The following is a 16,087-nucleotide window of genomic DNA, read 5'->3' as shown; positions in this document are numbered from 1 at the left end:
GTCCCGTCCCGTCCCGTCCCGTCCCGTCCCGTCCCAGGAGGACCGATGCCGTCCCGCTCCGCCCGCACCACCGGGATCGTCCTCGCCGCCCTCGGACTCGTCGCCGTCGTCCTCGCGATCGTGCTGCTCGTCCGGCCCGCCGGCGGGGGAGCGCCCGGCGCAGCCACGGCGTCCGCGGGCCCGTCCTCGGCGCCGTCCGGGACCGCTCCGGCGACGTCCGCCGCTCCCGGCTCCGCGGAGGCGGCCGACGGCGCCGCCGCCCCCGCACCGACGGTCTCCGCCGCTCCGTCCGGCACCGAGCCGGGCACCGGATCCGACGATCCTCCCGCGATCGTCTCCTTCGCCTCCACCCCCGCCTCCGTCGACTGCGAGGGCGACCGCACCGCATCCGTCCCGCTCGCCCTGTCGTGGGAGACGAGCGGAGGCGCCACCGCCCGCCTGGCCGTCGGCACCACCGACGCGAGCGCGGGCGAGCCCGTCGACCTCGCGGCGTCCGGCTCCGCCGCCGTCACCGCCGACTGCCGCGACTCCGAGACCCTGATCACCCTCGCCGTCCTCGCTCCCGACGGCACCACCGCCCAGCGCACCCTCGTCGTCCCCGCCTCCTGAACCGCTCCGCCCGCGCGGAGGCGGTCACGGAGGCGTCGAGCGGCCCCGGCACGGCAGAATGGGACACGATGACCTCCACACCCCCTCCGCTCGGCCTGCTCCTTGACGTCGACGGGCCCATCGCGAGCCCCGTCACGCGCACGATCTCGCTCCCCGAGATCGCCGACGACCTCGTCACCCTGGCCAACGCCGGCATCCCGATCGTGTTCAACACGGGCCGCTCCGACGCGTTCCTGCGCGAGCGGGTCCTGCCCGCGCTCCTCGAGCGCGGCGTCTCGGCCGAGGCCCGCATCGTCTGCGTCTGCGAGAAGGGCGCCGTCTGGTTCACCGTCGACTACCGCGGCACCTCGGAGCCGATCGTCGACGAGTCGCTCGCGATCCCCGAGCCGGTGGCCCGCGACCTCGAGCGGATGATCCGCTCCGACTACGACGACCTGGTCTTCTTCGACGAGACCAAGCGCGCCATGGTCTCGGCCGAGCAGCTGGTCGACCTGCCGAGCGAGGACTACCTCGAGCGCCAGCTCGTCTTCGACGCCGACGCCCTGCAGATCATGACCGCCGCGGGCCTCGGAGTCGAGCGCCGCGGCATCCGGTACCCGAACGAGGAGGGGACGGTCGACTTCCGCATCGACCCGACCGTCATCTCGACCGACATCGAGTCGAACCGGCTCGGCAAGGACCTCGGCGCCCAGCGCGCCGTGGAGCTGCTCGGAGCGACCGGCGCGATCCCGCAGCGCTGGCGCACGGTCGGCGACTCCCGGAGCGACTACGCGATGGCCGACTGGCTGTTCGAGCACGCCTACGACGTCGCCCACGTCGACGTGCGGCCCGCAGAGGGCGTGCCCGAGAAGCCCTACCCGGTCCTCGTCGTCGACGGAGCCGTGAACGACGCGGCCGGCGCCGCCGTGCTCCGCCGCTGGACGGAGCTCGTCGCCGACGAGACGACGCCCGAGGTCGGCGGCGCGATCTCGCTCCATGCCCGGAGCTGATCCGCAACCCTCGTCCCTCGTCGCTCAGGCCCGTTAGCGTTCGAGCATGAGAATCGCAGTCACCGGTGGATCCGGCAAGCTCGGCCGCCACGTCGTCACCCGCCTCCGCGCCTCCGGGCACGAGGTCTTCAATCTGGACCGTGCGGGGGACCGCGGCGCGGGCTTCGTCCGCATCGACATCGCCGACTACGGCCAGGTCGTGGACGCGCTGCAGTCGGTGAACGACCAGTACGAGGGCATCGACGCGCTCGTGCACCTCGCCGCGATCCCCGCGCCGGGCCTCGTGCCCGACGTCGCCACGTTCCACAACAACATGATCGCGACGTTCAACGCGTTCCACGGAGCGATCCGTGCCGGCATCCGCAACGTCGTCTACGCCTCCAGCGAGACCGTGCTGGGCCTGCCCTTCGACGTCCCGCCGCCCTACATCCCGGTCGACGAGCAGTACCCGGCGCGCCCGGAGTCGGTCTACTCGCTCACCAAGCACCTCGAGGAGCAGATGGCGATCGAGCTGTGCCGCTGGCACCCGGACCTGAAGATCACGGGCCTGCGCTTCTCGAACGTCATGGACGAGGCCGACTACGCCGAGTTCCCGTCGTTCGACTCCGACGCGCTGCTGCGCAAGTGGAACCTCTGGGGCTACATCGACGGACGCGACGGAGCGCAGGCGGTCGAGAAGGCGCTGCTCGCCGAGACGACCGGGTTCGACCGCTTCATCATCGCCGCGGCCGACACCGTGATGACGCGCCCCAACGCCGAGCTGGTGGCCGAGGTGTTCCCCGGCGTCGAGCTGCGCGGCGACCTCGGGACAACCGGCACCCTGCTCTCGATCGACCACGCCCGCGAGGTCCTCGGCTACGCCCCCGAGCACTCCTGGCGCGACTCGCAGCAGGGCTGACCTGCGGGCCCGGCGCATCGAGATCCGCGCTGTTCGTCGGTGGGGTGGATCCCGATACGCGGGCTGCGCCCGCTCCTCGATCAGCAGGGGTGCGGTCGGCCCGTGACCGTGCCGGTCGAGGAGCGGCAGCGCGGCGTCTCGAGACCCGCCCTGTTCGTGCGCGGCTCGGCTCGCCGCCCCACGCACGAGCGCGCCCGGTCCGCAGGATGACTGCAGGCCGGGCGCGCTCCGTGGAGCCGAGGATCAGCTCGGGATGTAGTTGAAGGTGTCGGGGTCGGGGCCGGTGCGGTGGCCGCGGTCGAGCGCCGTGATGTCGGTCATCGCCTCGTCGTCGAGCTCGAAGTCGAAGAGGGCGAAGTTCTCCTCCACGCGCTTGCGGGTGACCGACTTCGGGAAGACGATGTCGCCGCGCTGGATGTGCCAGCGGAGCACGACCTGCGCCGGGCTGCGGTCGACGTTGCGCGCGATGCGGGTGATGGTGTCGTCGTCGAGGACGAGGCCCTGCGCGATCGGCGACCAGGCCTCGGTCGCGATGCCGTGCTCGGTGCCGTAGGCGCGGAGCTCCTGCTGCACGAGGTAGGGGTGCACCTCGATCTGGTTCACGGCCGGGACGATGGTCGCCTCGGCGCGGAGCCGGTTGAGGTGGTTGGTCTGGAAGTTGGAGACGCCGATCGCCTTCGCCTTGCCGCTGCGGTAGATCTCCTCCATCGCCTTCCAGGTCTCCAGGTAGTCGCCCACGTTCGGGAGCGGCCAGTGGATGAGGAAGAGGTCGACGTAGTCGAACTGCAGCTCGCCGAGGGTGACGTCGATCGCGGCGAGAGCGTCCTCGCGGGCGTGGAAGCCGTTGTTGAGCTTGCTGGTCACGAAGACCTCGGAGCGGTCGAGGCCGGAGGCGCGGACGGCCTCGCCGACGCCCGCCTCGTTGCCGTACATCTCGGCGGTGTCGATGTGGCGGTAGCCGACCTCGAGGGCCGCCAGGGTCGCGTCCTTGGTCTCGGCCGGGTCGATCTGGAACACGCCGAAGCCCAGCTGCGGGATCTCCACGCCGTTGTTCAGGGTGATCGTGGGGACCGTTGCGGTGTCGTCGCTCATGAGCGAGTACGTCCTTTCGTCGGGGCGAGGGCGCAGTGGAGCCGCGCCGTCGTGCCTCCAGTCCATCGCCTGCGGCTCTCAGCATCAACCCCTTGCGCGCTCGGCGGACATCCAGCTTCCCCGCGGAGGAGGAGTCGGATCCCCTGAGCAGAGGTGCGCCCGCTCCGGGAACGCCGAAGGCCCCCGGCACGGATGCCGGGGGCCTTCGGGGAGCGCGACTTACGCGCGGGACTTGCGGCCGACGATCGCGCCGTAGATGAGGAGGACGACGATCGCACCGACGACGGAGACGATGATGCTCACGATGTTGATGCCGTTGACGGCGTCCTGGATGCCGAACAGCGTGCTGAGGAAGCCGCCGAGCAGCGCGCCCACGATGCCGAGGACGATCGTGATGATCCATCCGCCGCCCTGCTTGCCCGGGAGGATGAGCTTGGCGAGCGCCCCGGCGATGAGGCCGAGGATGATCCAGCTGATGATGCCCATGATGTTTCTCCTTCAGTTCGTGCTCGATCGGCCGTTCCGATGCGAGCGGAGACACCGGCGGGCCGGTGTCCGGTGAGTCGTGGAAGCGGGGGTCAGCGGAGGCGGCGCTGCACCTTGTCGCGGGCCTTGCTCGCGATGGCGGTGAGCTGCTTGGCCTCGCGCTTGGAGGTCTTCTTGAGCTTCTTGCGGGTCTTCTTCGTGGCCGGGTCGTTCCACACGCCGAGTGCGAGGTGGCGCAGCTCTTCGTAGCGGCCACGGCCGGCGCGGGAGCCGAACACGTAGGCGGTGAAGGCGACCAGTGCCAGCAGGACGAGGCGGGGATTCATGCGGTGACCCTTCCATCGGAGAGCACCGGGTCGTGCTCGACACCCATTTGACTCTCCTGCGCAATCCGTGACAAACCACGGCCCGACCATTGACAGGGACCCCTCGCATCGTGTTCCGCGTGCGCGTGTACCCGATTCAGCCGCAGGCCGGAGACGGCTCGGCCGGGAAGCGAGCGTGGAGGTAGTGGCCGTAGCCGCCCTCGACCCGGTTGTCGCGGCGGCCGGAGGTGACCACCTCGCCGCGGTCCGTCGCTCCGACCCGGGCGCCGCTCGCGCGCAGCCGCTCGACGAGCAGGACGTCCTCGTGCAGCGGCTCCCGGCCGAAGCCGCCCGCCGCGAGGTATGCGCTCGCGCGGACGCCGAGGTTCGCGCCGTGGATGCTGCCGATCGACTCCTCCCGCGCGCGGACGTCTCGCCAGCGCGAGTAGGCGCCGGGGGAGAGGTCGGCCGGGTCGGGCCGGACCGTGCCGATCAGCGCGTCGTGCCGTCGGGCGTGCTCGACGTGGGCGGCCAGCCAGTCGCGGGGGACCACGGTGTCGGCGTCGGTGTTGGCGATCCACACCTGCTCGAGCGGAGCGGTGACGGAGGAGAGGGCGTGCGCGATCCCGGCGGAGCGGGCGGCGCCGACTCCGCAGCGGGCGAGCTCCAGCACCTCGGCGCCGGCGGCGCGGGCCCGCTCGACGGTCGCGTCGGAGCAGCCGTCCGCGGCGACCACGAGGCGCATCCCGATGCCGGCCGCCCGGTGGGCGAGGTGGGTCGCACTGGCCTGGACGGAGGCGATCAGGCCGCCGATCCGCTCCTCCTCGTCGCGCGCGGGCACGACGACCAGCACCTGCGCGAGCCGGCTCACACCAGCCCCGTCCGGCGGGCGACCGAGCGGGAGTCGCGGGCGTGGACCTCGAGCAGGACGTCCTCCTCCTCGTGGCGGGCGAGGCGGTGCAGGCCCAGCTCGGCCACGGCGGACTGCACGGCGTCGCCGCCCAGAGCGAGCCCCTCGATCGGATGCCGCCAGTGCACGGTGACGAGCTCCCCCGCGGGGGCGAGGGCGTCGCGGATGGTGCGCAGCACGCCGGGGAGGGCGTCGCCGAGGTAGTAGCCGACCTCCGAGAGCACGACCAGGTCGAACGGACCCTCCGGCACGCCGCGGGTGATGTCGTGGTGCTCGACCCGCACGTGCTCGAGCGGAGCGAGGCGGCGGGCGGCGCGCTCGACGGCGGCGCTCGACACGTCGATCGCCAGCAGGCGGTCGGCCCGGTCGGCCAGCGCCTCGGCCAGCACGCCGATCGAGGCGCCGATCTCCAGCACGGAGCCGTAGCGCTGCTCCGGCAGGCTCGCGAGGGTCAGGGCGCGCTTGCGCTGCTCGTACCAGCGGCTCGTGTACCCCCACGGGTCCTCGTGGCGGGCGTACAGCTCGTCGAAGTAGCTCATGCGATCCTCACCAGCCGGTCGTTCCCGGTGAAGGTGCGCAGGAAGAGCGGATGGAGCACCGGACCGGTCCCGTCGGGCCCGGGGCGGGTCTGGCTGGGATAGCGGGAGCGGGCGCGGCGGGTGCGCTCGAGCAGCTCGTCGTCGAGCGGCAGGCGCACGAGATCGCCCCACGGCACCTCGGGGTCCTCCGGGTCCGCCCAGTGCCACAGCCAGATCGGCGCGGCGAGGAGCGGCTGCCCGAGCTCGCGAGCGACCTCCGCGCAGACCTCGCCGACCACGCGGTGGTCCCGGTGCCCGTCCCCGGTCCAGGTGGAGAGGAGCAGGACGGTCCCGGGGGCGCCGGCCGCCCGCTCGCGCACCTCGCGTGCGATGCGCTCGTGGTGCTCCGGGGTTGCCGAGTCCGGCACGTCGAGGAAGGCGAGCCCGATGCCGGGGCCGAGCTCCGCCAGTGCGTCCGAGGCCTCCCGCCGGCGCTCGGCAGCGAGGTCCGCGTCCCGCTCCCCGTGGGCCGCGGCTCCGTCGGTCACGACGACGACGTCGACCGCGATCCCGCGCCGACGCGCGAGCGCGATGGTGCCGCCGCAGCCGAGGGTCTCGTCGTCGGCGTGCGCCACGACCACCAGGACGCGCCGGATCCCGTCGGGCAGGGTCAGCTCCGGGAGGCGGTCGCGGCGGCCGTCCGCGGTCCAGCGCTCGAGAGGAGTGCCTTCGAGGCGCCCGTCGAAGGGCCGGCTCACCAGGAGGCCGCCTCGCCCGAGGCGAGCACGGCGCGGCCGAGAGCGGCGTCGTCGCGCTCGGCGTGGTGCTGGCGGACGTAGAGCGCGAGATCGGCGACGCGCTTGGCGTGCTCGGCGTCGAGGGCGAGCGGAGCCGGGCCGAGCGCGCGGCCGGCGCGGAGCAGGATCTCCTCGACCGCTCCGGCGACGCTCGCCCGCACGCGCTTGGCGAGCAGCGAGCCGCGGGGGCCGTCGGCCTCGCCCGCGTCGACCGCCGCGGCGGCCTCGTCCAGCGCCCGGCGCGACGCGGAGAGCGCCGTGTCGATCGCTCCGAGGTGGGCCAGGAGGTGCGGGTCCTCGCGTCGGGCGGCCGCCGCCGCGACGGCCGCCGCGACTCCGAGGGCTCCGCCGTGCCAGCAGGCGGCGACGCCGATGCCGCCCCAGGCGAAGCCGGGCCGCGAGAGGTACCAGCCGGCGTCCCCCACGGGGACGGCGCGGGTGCCGGAGAAGCGGACCGGTCCGCTGGGCACCTCCGTCAGGCCCCGCGCGTGCCAGGCGTCCTGCTCCGGCGTCGCCGTCCCGTCGCGCAGCGCCACGGCGAAGAGGCGGCGCTCGCCGGAGGCGTCCCCGACGTGGGCGGTGACGAGGGCGGCGTCGAGGCGGTCGGCCAGCGAGCACCAGGGCTTCACTCCGTCGAGCAGCCAGTCGCCGTCGCTCTCGCGCGCGACCAGAGGATCCCCGCCGCCCTCGGCCGCGAAGACTCCCCAGGCGGCGTCGGCGGCGACTCCGAGTCCGGACGGGTCGAGCTCCGCCTCGCCGAGGATCGCGAGAGCGTCGAGGTGCGGCTCCACCGCGCGCGCGACGCCGAGGTCGTGCCGAGCCAGGCGCTCGAGGAGACCGTGCAGCTCGGCGGTGCGACCGGTGCCGGGCCGGGGCGCGTCGGTGCTCAGACCGCGCGCGAAGCCGAGTGCGCCGTCCACGTCGTGGGGGAGGAGAGAGGAGGAGTGCTGGTCCATCGCCTCCGAAACTACGCAGTCGAGCGGGCGGCGTCCGGCGATTGTCCCCGGACGGACGGGGTGCTAGGCGTCAGATGTCGAGGTCGTTGATCCTGTGCAGGAGAGAGGCGAAGAGCTCGACGTCGGCGAGCGCCCAGCTGCGCAGCTCCTCGTGCATCAGCGCCTGGTTCGAGCTGCGGATCTCGCGCAGCCGCGCAGCGGTCGCCGGAGTCACCGAGAGGATCGTGGCGCGGCCGTCCTGCGGGTCGGGGGTGCGCTCGAGGAAGCCGAGGCGGTCGAGCGCCGTGATCTGGCGGCTGAGCGCCGACTTGTCCATCTCGAGGAGCTCGGCCAGCACGCCCGAGTGCACGGGTCCGCGGCGCTCGAGCGCCGAGATCGTCTTGTAGCCCAGTGGCGTCAGCTCCGGGTGGAGACGCTCGGCGTAGGAGCGCATCGCCGCCCGCACACGGTTGAAGAGGGTGCTGAGCTCGCCCTCCACCGAGGCGATCGCGGAGTCGACGTCGCGGGCGGAGTCGGGGGTCGGGCCGGTCATGCCTCCAGCATCCCGCGCGAGGACCCTCCTCCTCGACTTGCGCCCGCGCGCCGCGATGACGTACGCTTCCCGAAGCCAAAGACCGCCGGTTTCCGGTGTGCGCACGAGCAGGGCCCCGGCCCCGCGGATCGCCACCGGACGAAGGATTCGCGAAGCGAATTGCCCGCGCAGGTGCACGAGTTCAGTTCCGCCTCACCGCGATCCCGAAGCTCCGCGCCCCTGTGCCGGAGCTTTTTTCTTTGCCTGCCTTCGGGCTACCGGCACGAGAATTCACAGGAGTAGCCATGGCGAACAAGGAAGCCTCGGTTGCCGAACTCACGGAGAAGTTCCAGAGCTCGACGGCCGTTCTGCTGACCGAGTACCGCGGTCTCACTGTTGCTCAGCTCAAGACGCTGCGCAAGGACATCAGTGAGCACGCAACCTACGCCGTGGTGAAGAACACGCTGACCAAGATCGCGGCGAACAACGCCGGTATCTCGTCCTTCGACGACGAGCTCGCTGGCCCCTCGGCCATCGCGTTCGTGCACGGCGACCCTGTCGCCGTCGCGAAGTCGCTGCGTGCCTTCGCCAAGGCAAACCCTCTCCTCGTGGTCAAGGGCGGTTACTTCGACGGTAACCCGCTGACCGCAGAAGAGGTGGGCAAGCTCGCCGACCTCGAGTCCCGCGAAGTTCTGCTCGGCAAGCTCGCCGGCGCCTTCAAGGCCTCGCTGTTCGGCGCCGCATATCTGTTCAACGCTCCGCTCTCGAAGGCCGTTCGCACGGTCGAGGCGCTGCGCGAGAAGCAGGAGTCCGCGAGCTGATGTCTTCCCCTTCCGGGAAGCAGTGCGCGCGCGGTTCGTAGACAAAGAAAAACAAGGAGAAAAATCATGGCAAAGCTCACGCAGGACGAGCTCATCGAGGCCTTCAAGGAGCTCACGCTCATCGAGCTCTCGGAGTTCGTCAAGAAGTTCGAAGAGGTCTTCGAGGTCACCGCTGCGGCGCCCGTCGCCGCCGCCGGTGTGGCCGGCCCGGCCGCCCCCGCCGAAGAGGTCGAGGAGCAGACCGAGTTCGACGTCGTGCTCGAGGCCGCCGGCGAGAAGAAGATCCAGGTCATCAAGGAGGTGCGCGCCCTCACCAGCCTCGGCCTCGGTGAGGCGAAGGCGCTCGTCGACGGTGCCCCCAAGGCGGTCCTCGAGGCCGTCAACAAGGAGACCGCCGAGAAGGCCAAGGCTCAGCTCGAGGGCGCCGGCGCGACCGTCACCGTCAAGTAATCCCCTTCACCCGTCGCGGGTGCCGGCTCCGGTCGGTCGCTCGTCAGGGTGACGCAGGCACGCCTGCAGACGCAGGGCGTCGTCTCCTCGGAGGCGGCGCCCTTCGTCGTTCCCGGCCGTTGGCGGCGCGCGCCCCTAGGATCGGAGCGTGACTGCTCACGATCTGCTCGCCGGGCTCCCCGCCCGCGACGTCCCGCCCAGCGAGGTCTCGCTCAGCGAGCTCCTGAGCGACTTCGTCTCGGTGACGCACCGGATCACCCGCCTTGCCGCCCAGGCGACCGGCAACCAGGAGTCGCAGGCCGTCTGGCGCACGCTCTCGGTGCTCCTCTCGATGGGCCCGATGCGCCTGGGGGAGCTCGCCTCCCAGAGCCGCGTCTCGCAGCCCACGATGACCAAGATCGTGAAGAACCTCGTCGAGACCGGCTGGCTCGACCGCATCGCCGATCCCCTCGACGCGCGCGCCTGGCAGATCCGCCTGGCTCCCGCCGGCGCGGACGCGCTGAACGCCTGGCGGACCGACCTCGGCGACGCGCTGACGCCGATCTTCGCCGATCTGACTCCGGAGGACCGCCGCGTCCTCGAGCGCGCCGTCGAGATCATGCACGAGCGCCTCGTCGTCGGCCCGCGCGACTGACCCCCTCCCGCACGGTTCCGCCGCGCGGCACACTGGTCGCGTGCAGATGCGACTCGAGCTCGTCCCCCTCCCCGTCAGCGACGTCGACCGCGCGGTCGCCTTCTACACGGAGGTGATGGGCTTCCACCTCGACCACGACGTGCGGCCCTCCGCCGCGATGCGCGTGGTCCAGCTCACCCCGCCCGGCTCGGCCTGCTCGATCGTGGTCGGCAGCGGGATGGGCCCCGGTCCGGAGGAGGGCGTCGTCCGCTCCCTCCACCTCGTCGTCGACGACATCGCCGCCGCTCGCGCGGAGCTCGTCGGCCGCTCGCTCGAGATCAGCGAGGTCCAGGACCTGGGCGGCGTGCAGTACGCGTACTTCGCCGATCCGGACGGCAACACCTGGGCGCTCCAGGAGATCGGGAGCAGGACGCCCCCGGAGTGAGTCAGTCCTCGGGCCAGCGGACCCGGGCGTCGACGTCCGGGTGCTTGCGCAGCCAGGCCGCGACGAAGGGGCAGCGCGGGACGACCGTGCCGCCCGCCTCCGTGATCGCGGTGACCGCGGCCAGCGCGAGGATGCTCCCGAGGCCGTGGCCCTCCCACGCGTCGTCGACGACGGTGTGGGTGAGCGTCACCTCGTCGCCCTGGCGGGTGTACGCGGCGAAGCCGGCCGGGGTGCCGCCGACCTCGATCACGAAGCGGGACCGCTCGGGGACGTCGCGGACGGTGGGGGTGTCGGAGTCGCTCATGCTCCGATTCTCGCTCCCCGCGGCGCCGAGGTGCTGGTGCGGATCACCAGCGAGGCGGGGATCAGCGTGTGGCGGGCCGGGGGAGGGGGCTCGCCGCGACCGAGAGCGGCCAGCGCGTCCAGCACCAGCGCGACCGCGAGCTCGCCCTGCTGACGCGGGTCCTGGCGGATCGAGCTGAGACCGAAGAGCTCGGCGAGGGGGTGGTCGTCGATCCCGATGACGGAGACGTCCTCGGGCACCGAGAGGCCGAGCTCGCGCGCCGCGAGGATGATCCCGATCGCGATCTCGTCGGAGGCGGCGAAGATCGCCGTCGGCCGGGTCCGCGGGTCGCCGAGGACCTGCCGTCCGGCGCTGTGCCCGCCGGGGATGTCGAAGGTGGTGGGCACGATGTCCTGCGCGCCCGGCTCGAGGCCGGCGGCGGCGAGCGCCTGGCGGAAGCCGTCGCGGCGCTGCGTGTGGACGTGGAAGTCCATCTCCTCCTCCGCGAGCCCGCCGATGTGGACGACCCGCTCATGGCCGAGGGAGAGCAGGTGCTCCGTGGCGAGGCGGGAGGCGGCGACGTCGTCGATGCTGAAGGTGGGGATGCCGGGGAGCTCGCCGCCGATGCCGACGATGGGCTTGCCCAGGGCGAGGAGCGCCTCCGTCTCGTGCGGCGATATCTCGAGGGTGACGGCGACGATCGCGTCGACGCGCTTGCGGACGAGGTAGTACTCGAACACGCTCCGGCGGGCGTCGAGGTGCTTGTCGATGTTGTAGAGGAGCAGGTCGTAGCCGGCGGCGAGCAGGGCGCGCTCGATGCCCTCGATGATCCCGGCGAAGAACCACTGGTTGATGATCGGGATGATCACGGCGATGTTGTTGCTGCGGCCGGTGACGAGGCTGGAGGCGTTGGCGGAGACGACGTAGCCCAGGCTCGTCGCGGCGCGCTCGACGCGCTGCTTCGTCCCCGCGGAGACGTAGCCCCGGCCGCTGAGCGCGCGCGAGACCGTCGCCTTCGACACTCCTGCGAGCTCGGCCACCTCTTCGATGCCTGGCACGGCGTTCCTCCCGACCGTCCGGCCTCGATGCTGGAAACGGTTCCAGGAAGTTATACCCCGCCCGGCGGCCGGGCGTCGCGCCGAGATCGACCTCCGCCCGGCCCGGCCGCCGCGATCGCTGTTCTGACGCCGAATCGTTATCTCAGAGAGCGCTCTATCACCGGCGTTGTGCTTTCATCGTTCTTGTGGAAAGGTTTCCCTCCGTGGGAGCCCACCCACACGAATCCGGTGATCCGCTCGGAGTTCCTCCTGGCATCGCCATCACCAGCATCCGAGTCGTCGCGGCACACGCTTCGAGCCGCCACAGCCTCCCGATCCCGATCGGCGAGGAGCGGCCTGCTCGGCTGGTTCCACCACTCAATGAGGAGGAAGAATGCGGTCATCCCTGCACCGCCGTATCACCGTCCCGGTCGCCGTTCTGGCAGCGGCCGGCATCGCACTCGCGGGCTGCTCCAGCAGCAGTGACCCCAACGACCCGAACGCCGGCGGCGGCAGCTCGGCCGGCACGGTCGGCACCGCCGACGGCGTCGTCAACGTCTACGGCACCATCAACGGCGACGAGGCCACCCTTCTCGAGCAGTCCTGGGCGGACTGGGAGAAGGAGAGCGGCATCGAGATCAAGTACACGGGCGACAAGGAGTTCGAGAAGCAGATCGGCATCAAGGTCCAGGGTGGCGACACCCCCGACCTCGCGATCTTCCCGCAGCCGGGTCTGCTCGCCGACACCGTCGCCTCCGGCAAGGTGCAGGAGCTCCCCGAGGGCGCCCTCGCCAACGTCAAGCAGAACTGGTCCGAGGACTGGCAGAAGTACGGCCAGGTCGACGGCACCCAGTACGGCGCGCCGCTGATGGCGTCCGTCAAGGGCTACATCTGGTACTCCCCAGCCAAGTTCAAGGAGTGGGGCGTCTCCGTTCCCACGACGTGGGACGAGATGGAGGCGCTCGGCAAGACGATCGCCGAGAAGACCGGCGGACCGTCCTGGTGCGCGGGCTTCAACTCCGGTGAGGCCTCCGGCTGGCCCGGAACCGACTGGATCGAGGACGCCGTCCTCCGCGAGGCCGGCCCCGACGTCTACGACTCCTGGGTCGCGGGCGACACCCCCTTCACCGACCCGGCCATCAAGTCCGCGTTCGACTCCGTCGGATCGATCCTCCTCGACCCGACCCTCGTCAACGCCGGCTACGGCGATGTGAAGTCGATCAACTCCACCGCCTTCGGCGACGTCGCCCAGAACATGGCGAACGGCACCTGCGCGCTGACCCACCAGGCCTCGTTCTTCGAGGGCTTCCTGACCTCGGCCGGCGCCAACGTGGCCGAGGACGGCGACGTGTGGGCCTTCCTCACCCCGCCGGTCAAGGCCGACGACGCCCAGGCCGTCACCGGTGGTGGCGAGATGGTCGCCGCGTTCTCGAACGACGAGGACACCGCGAAGGTCCAGGAGTACCTGGCCAGCGCCGACTGGGCCAACAGCCGCGTCTCCCTCGGCGGCGTCATCTCCGCGAACACCGGTCTCGACCCGGCCAACGCGGGCAGCGACGTCCTGAAGGACTCCATCGCGATCCTCCAGAACCCGGACACCACGTTCCGCTTCGACGCGTCCGACCTCATGCCGAAGGCAGTGGGCTCGGACAGCTTCTTCAAGGGCATGGTCGACTGGATCGACGGCACGAGCACCGACCAGGCGCTCGAGGAGATCCAGGCCGGCTACACCTCCTAGCAGCGGAGCAGAGCCGCCGCTCCCGAGTGGCGGCTCAGCTGTGACGGCCCGGCCCCCGGATCCACGGATCCCGGGGCCGGGCCCCTCCTGAGTCCAGAGTCGCACTCGAAAGGGCGTCCATGTCCCCCATCACCATCTCGGGGTTCTTCCAATGGCTGGCGGGAATCCCGCCGCTCGCGCAGATCCCGCTCATCCTCCTGGCCTTCGCGGCCGTGGTGGCGCTCATCCTCTTCTTCGTCGAGATCGCGCCCCGCCGCGGCACCGGCTACACGGTCCTCCGGCTCGCGGTCACGGTCGTCCTGCCGGTCGTCCTCCTGCTGGTCTTCGGCCTCTACAACTCCGTCCTCTGGGTCGCGGTGGTGGCCGCCGTCATCGGCGGCGCGCTGTTCCTGCTCGACTTCCGGTCCCGCAAAGGCGCGGGCTACGGACTCCAGCTCATCGCGTTCATGGCACCGGCCGCCTTCTTCATCCTCATCGGCCTGATCTACCCGACGATCACGACGGCCATCAACGCGTTCATGAAGAACGACGGCTCCGGATTCGCCGGCATCGACAACTTCGTCTGGGTCTTCACCAGCCCCGACGGCATCACCGCCTTCCTGAACACGGTGGTCTGGGTGCTCCTGGCCCCGATCACGGCGACCGCGATCGGTCTCGCCTACGCGGTCTTCATCGACAAGAGCCGCGGCGAGAAGTTCTTCAAGCTGCTGGTCTTCATGCCGATGGCGATCTCGTTCGTCGGCGCGTCGATCATCTTCAAGTTCTTCTACGACGTGCGCCAGGGCGAGCAGATCGGCCTCCTCAACGGCATCCTCACCGCCTTCGGCGCCCCGCCGGTCGACTGGCTGGGACTCGAGCCGTGGAACACGCTGTTCCTCGTCGTCGTCCTCATCTGGACCCAGGCCGGATTCGCCATGACGGTGCTCTCCGCCGCCATCAAGGGCGTCCCCTCCGAGCAGCTCGAAGCGGCCTCGCTCGACGGCACCAGCGCGTGGCAGTCCTTCTGGAACGTCACCGTCCCCGGCATCCGCTCCTCGATCGTGGTCGTCCTCACGACGATCTCGATCGCGTCGCTGAAGGTCTTCGACATCGTCTCGGCGATGACCGGCGGCCGCTCCGACACCACGGTCCTCGCGTTCGAGATGGTCCGCCAGTTCCAGCTCGGCGCCCGCAGCGGCTACAGCGCGGCCCTCGCGGTCATCCTGTTCCTGCTCGTGCTCCCGATCGTCGTCTACAACGCCCGCCAGCTCGCCAAGCAGAGGGAGATCCGATGAGCGTCACGCCCACTCCGATCCAGGTTCCGGTCGACCGCAGCACCGAGCGCGCGCTCGCCCGCGGCGAGTCCAGGATCGAGGCGGCCAGCGGCAAGGTCAAGAAGGCGACGACATCGCGCGGCGCCACTCTCGCCGCGCTGATCATCGCCGTCATCTGGACCGTCCCCACCCTCGGCCTGTTCATCTCGTCGTTCCGCCCCGCGAACGACATCAAGACGACCGGCTGGTGGACGATCTTCGCCAACCCCGGCTTCACCCTCGACAACTACGCGAACGCGCTCAACTCCGGCGACAGCCTGACCCTGGGCAAGGCGTTCGTGAACTCGCTGGTCATCACGCTGCCGGCGGCGCTGATCCCGATCACGATCGCCAGCCTCGCCGCCTACGCATTCGCCTGGATCGACTTCAAGGGCCGCAACACGCTCTTCGTCCTCGTGTTCTCGCTCCAGATCGTCCCCATCCAGATGGCGCTCGTGCCGCTGCTGCAGCTGTTCTCGGACGGCCTGCGCATCGGAGGGCTCTACATCCTCCCCGGCCTCGGGGTGAACGGGTTGGACGGCTCCTACGCGAAGGTGTGGATCGCGCACACGATCTTCGCGCTCCCGCTCGCGATCTTCATGCTCCACAACTTCATCTCCGAGATCCCCGGCGAGGTCATCGAAGCGGCACGAGTGGACGGCGCCGGACACGGCCAGATCTTCTTCCGCATCGTGCTCCCGCTCTCGGTCCCCGCCATCGCCTCCTTCGGCATCTTCCAGTTCCTCTGGGTCTGGAACGACCTGCTGGTCGCGACGGTCTTCACCTCCGGACAGGGGCTGCCGATCACGAAGGCGCTGCAGGACCTCACCGGCTCCTACGGCCAATCGTGGGAGCTGCTCACGGCCGGCGCGTTCATCTCGATCATCGTGCCGCTCATCGTGTTCTTCTCCCTCCAGAGGTTCTTCGTCCGCGGCCTCCTCGCCGGCGCCACCAAGGGCTGACGACCCGCGGGGGAGCCGTGGGCGGCGTTGTCGTCGTCGGCGGTAGCTCCGCTACAGCTCTCCTCCTCCGCCTTGCCCACGACACCCCCGCGGGCCGTCAGCACTGCTCGTCGGGGGGAATAGGGTGCACGAACGAAGGCCCGGGTCCTGCTGCGCAGGACCCGGGCCTTCGTCGTGCGGTGGCGCCGGGGGCGGCCACCAAGGGTGGGGGGTACGGCGCCGGAGGCGGCCGACGGGGCGCGGCGCGGGCTTGCACGACTTCGCCGTGGGCGGAAGGGCGGATGCGCAGCTCCCCCATGACCGTGTTGCCGACGGTCGCGGTGAGGTAGGTCTGCCAGACGCCGAGGATCGCCGAGAACGCCCAGACCAGCACCA

Annotated in this window: 21 protein-coding genes; 10 read left to right on the top strand and 11 right to left on the bottom strand. The window is 71.1% G+C overall.

Going from position 1 to position 16,087, the window contains the following annotated elements:
* Nucleotides 1–45 precede the first annotated feature (45 nt).
* From C5D09_RS16190 to C5D09_RS16180, 3 genes are all read left to right on the top strand, one after another.
* A complete protein-coding gene (locus C5D09_RS16190) occupies nt 46–609 on the top strand; it encodes a hypothetical protein (protein ID WP_104269757.1) in 564 nt (187 codons plus the stop codon).
* Between the two features lie 68 nt (nt 610–677).
* Nucleotides 678–1,598, top strand: a complete 921-nt coding sequence (locus C5D09_RS16185; protein ID WP_104269756.1) for a hypothetical protein — start codon at nt 678–680, stop codon at nt 1,596–1,598.
* Between the two features lie 46 nt (nt 1,599–1,644).
* Nucleotides 1,645–2,496 (top strand): NAD(P)-dependent oxidoreductase, encoded by an 852-nt coding sequence (locus C5D09_RS16180; protein ID WP_104227477.1) that lies wholly within the window; start codon nt 1,645–1,647, stop codon nt 2,494–2,496.
* Nucleotides 2,497–2,739: 243 nt separating this feature from the next.
* Here the strand turns inward: C5D09_RS16180 and C5D09_RS16175 are convergent, their stop codons facing one another.
* The 8 genes from C5D09_RS16175 to C5D09_RS16140 form a co-directional block, all read right to left on the bottom strand.
* Nucleotides 2,740–3,588 (bottom strand): aldo/keto reductase, encoded by an 849-nt coding sequence (locus tag C5D09_RS16175; RefSeq protein WP_104248244.1) that lies wholly within the window; start codon nt 3,586–3,588, stop codon nt 2,740–2,742.
* A 219-nt stretch (nt 3,589–3,807) separates the two neighbouring features.
* Nucleotides 3,808–4,074: a GlsB/YeaQ/YmgE family stress response membrane protein gene (locus C5D09_RS16170; protein WP_104224330.1), complete on the bottom strand. Its 267-nt coding sequence runs from the start codon at nt 4,072–4,074 to the stop codon at nt 3,808–3,810.
* A gap of 92 nt (nt 4,075–4,166) precedes the next feature.
* On the bottom strand, nt 4,167–4,400 hold the full coding sequence (locus C5D09_RS16165) for a hypothetical protein (protein ID WP_104227476.1): 234 nt from the start codon (nt 4,398–4,400) through the stop codon (nt 4,167–4,169).
* Nucleotides 4,401–4,536: 136 nt separating this feature from the next.
* Nucleotides 4,537–5,250, bottom strand: a complete 714-nt coding sequence (locus C5D09_RS16160) for a glycosyltransferase family 2 protein (RefSeq protein WP_104269755.1) — start codon at nt 5,248–5,250, stop codon at nt 4,537–4,539.
* A complete protein-coding gene (locus tag C5D09_RS16155; RefSeq protein WP_104269754.1) occupies nt 5,247–5,828 on the bottom strand; it encodes a class I SAM-dependent methyltransferase in 582 nt (193 codons plus the stop codon). Before C5D09_RS16155 ends, C5D09_RS16160 begins: the two co-directional genes overlap by 4 nt.
* Nucleotides 5,825–6,565, bottom strand: a complete 741-nt coding sequence (locus C5D09_RS16150; RefSeq protein ID WP_181133846.1) for a PIG-L deacetylase family protein — start codon at nt 6,563–6,565, stop codon at nt 5,825–5,827. Before C5D09_RS16150 ends, C5D09_RS16155 begins: the two co-directional genes overlap by 4 nt.
* Nucleotides 6,562–7,560 carry an acyl-CoA/acyl-ACP dehydrogenase gene (locus C5D09_RS16145; protein ID WP_104269753.1) on the bottom strand — a complete coding sequence of 333 codons (999 nt, stop codon included), beginning with the start codon at nt 7,558–7,560 and terminating at the stop codon, nt 6,562–6,564. Before C5D09_RS16145 ends, C5D09_RS16150 begins: the two co-directional genes overlap by 4 nt.
* A gap of 70 nt (nt 7,561–7,630) precedes the next feature.
* A complete protein-coding gene (locus C5D09_RS16140; protein WP_104224334.1) occupies nt 7,631–8,092 on the bottom strand; it encodes a MarR family winged helix-turn-helix transcriptional regulator in 462 nt (153 codons plus the stop codon).
* A 284-nt stretch (nt 8,093–8,376) separates the two neighbouring features.
* Here C5D09_RS16140 and rplJ point away from each other — a divergent pair, with 284 nt between their 5' ends.
* The 4 genes from rplJ to C5D09_RS16120 all read left to right on the top strand — a co-directional run bounded on the left by rplJ (nt 8,377) and on the right by C5D09_RS16120 (nt 10,400).
* Complete coding sequence (gene rplJ / locus C5D09_RS16135) at nt 8,377–8,892, top strand: 50S ribosomal protein L10 (protein ID WP_055791018.1); 516 nt, start codon at nt 8,377–8,379, stop codon at nt 8,890–8,892.
* Nucleotides 8,893–8,958: 66 nt separating this feature from the next.
* Nucleotides 8,959–9,342, top strand: a complete 384-nt coding sequence (gene rplL, locus C5D09_RS16130) for a 50S ribosomal protein L7/L12 (RefSeq protein ID WP_104224335.1) — start codon at nt 8,959–8,961, stop codon at nt 9,340–9,342.
* 148 nt (nt 9,343–9,490) lie between these two features.
* Complete coding sequence (locus tag C5D09_RS16125) at nt 9,491–9,976, top strand: MarR family winged helix-turn-helix transcriptional regulator (RefSeq protein WP_244229591.1); 486 nt, start codon at nt 9,491–9,493, stop codon at nt 9,974–9,976.
* A 40-nt stretch (nt 9,977–10,016) separates the two neighbouring features.
* Nucleotides 10,017–10,400, top strand: coding sequence for a VOC family protein (locus C5D09_RS16120; protein WP_181074635.1), 384 nt, complete (start codon nt 10,017–10,019; stop codon nt 10,398–10,400).
* A 1-nt stretch (nt 10,401) separates the two neighbouring features.
* On the opposite strand, the gene C5D09_RS16115 is transcribed toward C5D09_RS16120, so the two are convergent.
* Nucleotides 10,402–10,704, bottom strand: coding sequence for a GNAT family N-acetyltransferase (locus C5D09_RS16115; protein WP_104262982.1), 303 nt, complete (start codon nt 10,702–10,704; stop codon nt 10,402–10,404).
* Nucleotides 10,701–11,741 carry a LacI family DNA-binding transcriptional regulator gene (locus C5D09_RS16110; RefSeq protein WP_104224337.1) on the bottom strand — a complete coding sequence of 347 codons (1,041 nt, stop codon included), beginning with the start codon at nt 11,739–11,741 and terminating at the stop codon, nt 10,701–10,703. Before C5D09_RS16110 ends, C5D09_RS16115 begins: the two co-directional genes overlap by 4 nt.
* Before the next feature lie 373 nt (nt 11,742–12,114).
* Between C5D09_RS16110 and C5D09_RS16105 the strand changes: the two genes are divergently transcribed.
* From C5D09_RS16105 to C5D09_RS16095, 3 genes are all read left to right on the top strand, one after another.
* Complete coding sequence (locus C5D09_RS16105; RefSeq protein ID WP_104227181.1) at nt 12,115–13,458, top strand: ABC transporter substrate-binding protein; 1,344 nt, start codon at nt 12,115–12,117, stop codon at nt 13,456–13,458.
* 119 nt (nt 13,459–13,577) lie between these two features.
* Complete coding sequence (locus C5D09_RS16100) at nt 13,578–14,732, top strand: carbohydrate ABC transporter permease (protein WP_181027270.1); 1,155 nt, start codon at nt 13,578–13,580, stop codon at nt 14,730–14,732.
* Nucleotides 14,729–15,712: a carbohydrate ABC transporter permease gene (locus C5D09_RS16095; protein ID WP_104224339.1), complete on the top strand. Its 984-nt coding sequence runs from the start codon at nt 14,729–14,731 to the stop codon at nt 15,710–15,712. Before C5D09_RS16100 ends, C5D09_RS16095 begins: the two co-directional genes overlap by 4 nt.
* A gap of 97 nt (nt 15,713–15,809) precedes the next feature.
* On the opposite strand, the gene C5D09_RS17755 is transcribed toward C5D09_RS16095, so the two are convergent.
* The coding region (locus C5D09_RS17755) for a hypothetical protein (RefSeq protein WP_219813085.1) at nt 15,810–16,087 on the bottom strand (278 nt) is incomplete at its 5' end.

The organism is Rathayibacter sp. AY1C9, from assembly GCF_002932315.1.
In the GTDB taxonomy this organism is placed as follows: domain Bacteria; phylum Actinomycetota; class Actinomycetes; order Actinomycetales; family Microbacteriaceae; genus Rathayibacter.
This window is presented reverse-complemented; position numbering and strand designations above follow the sequence as displayed.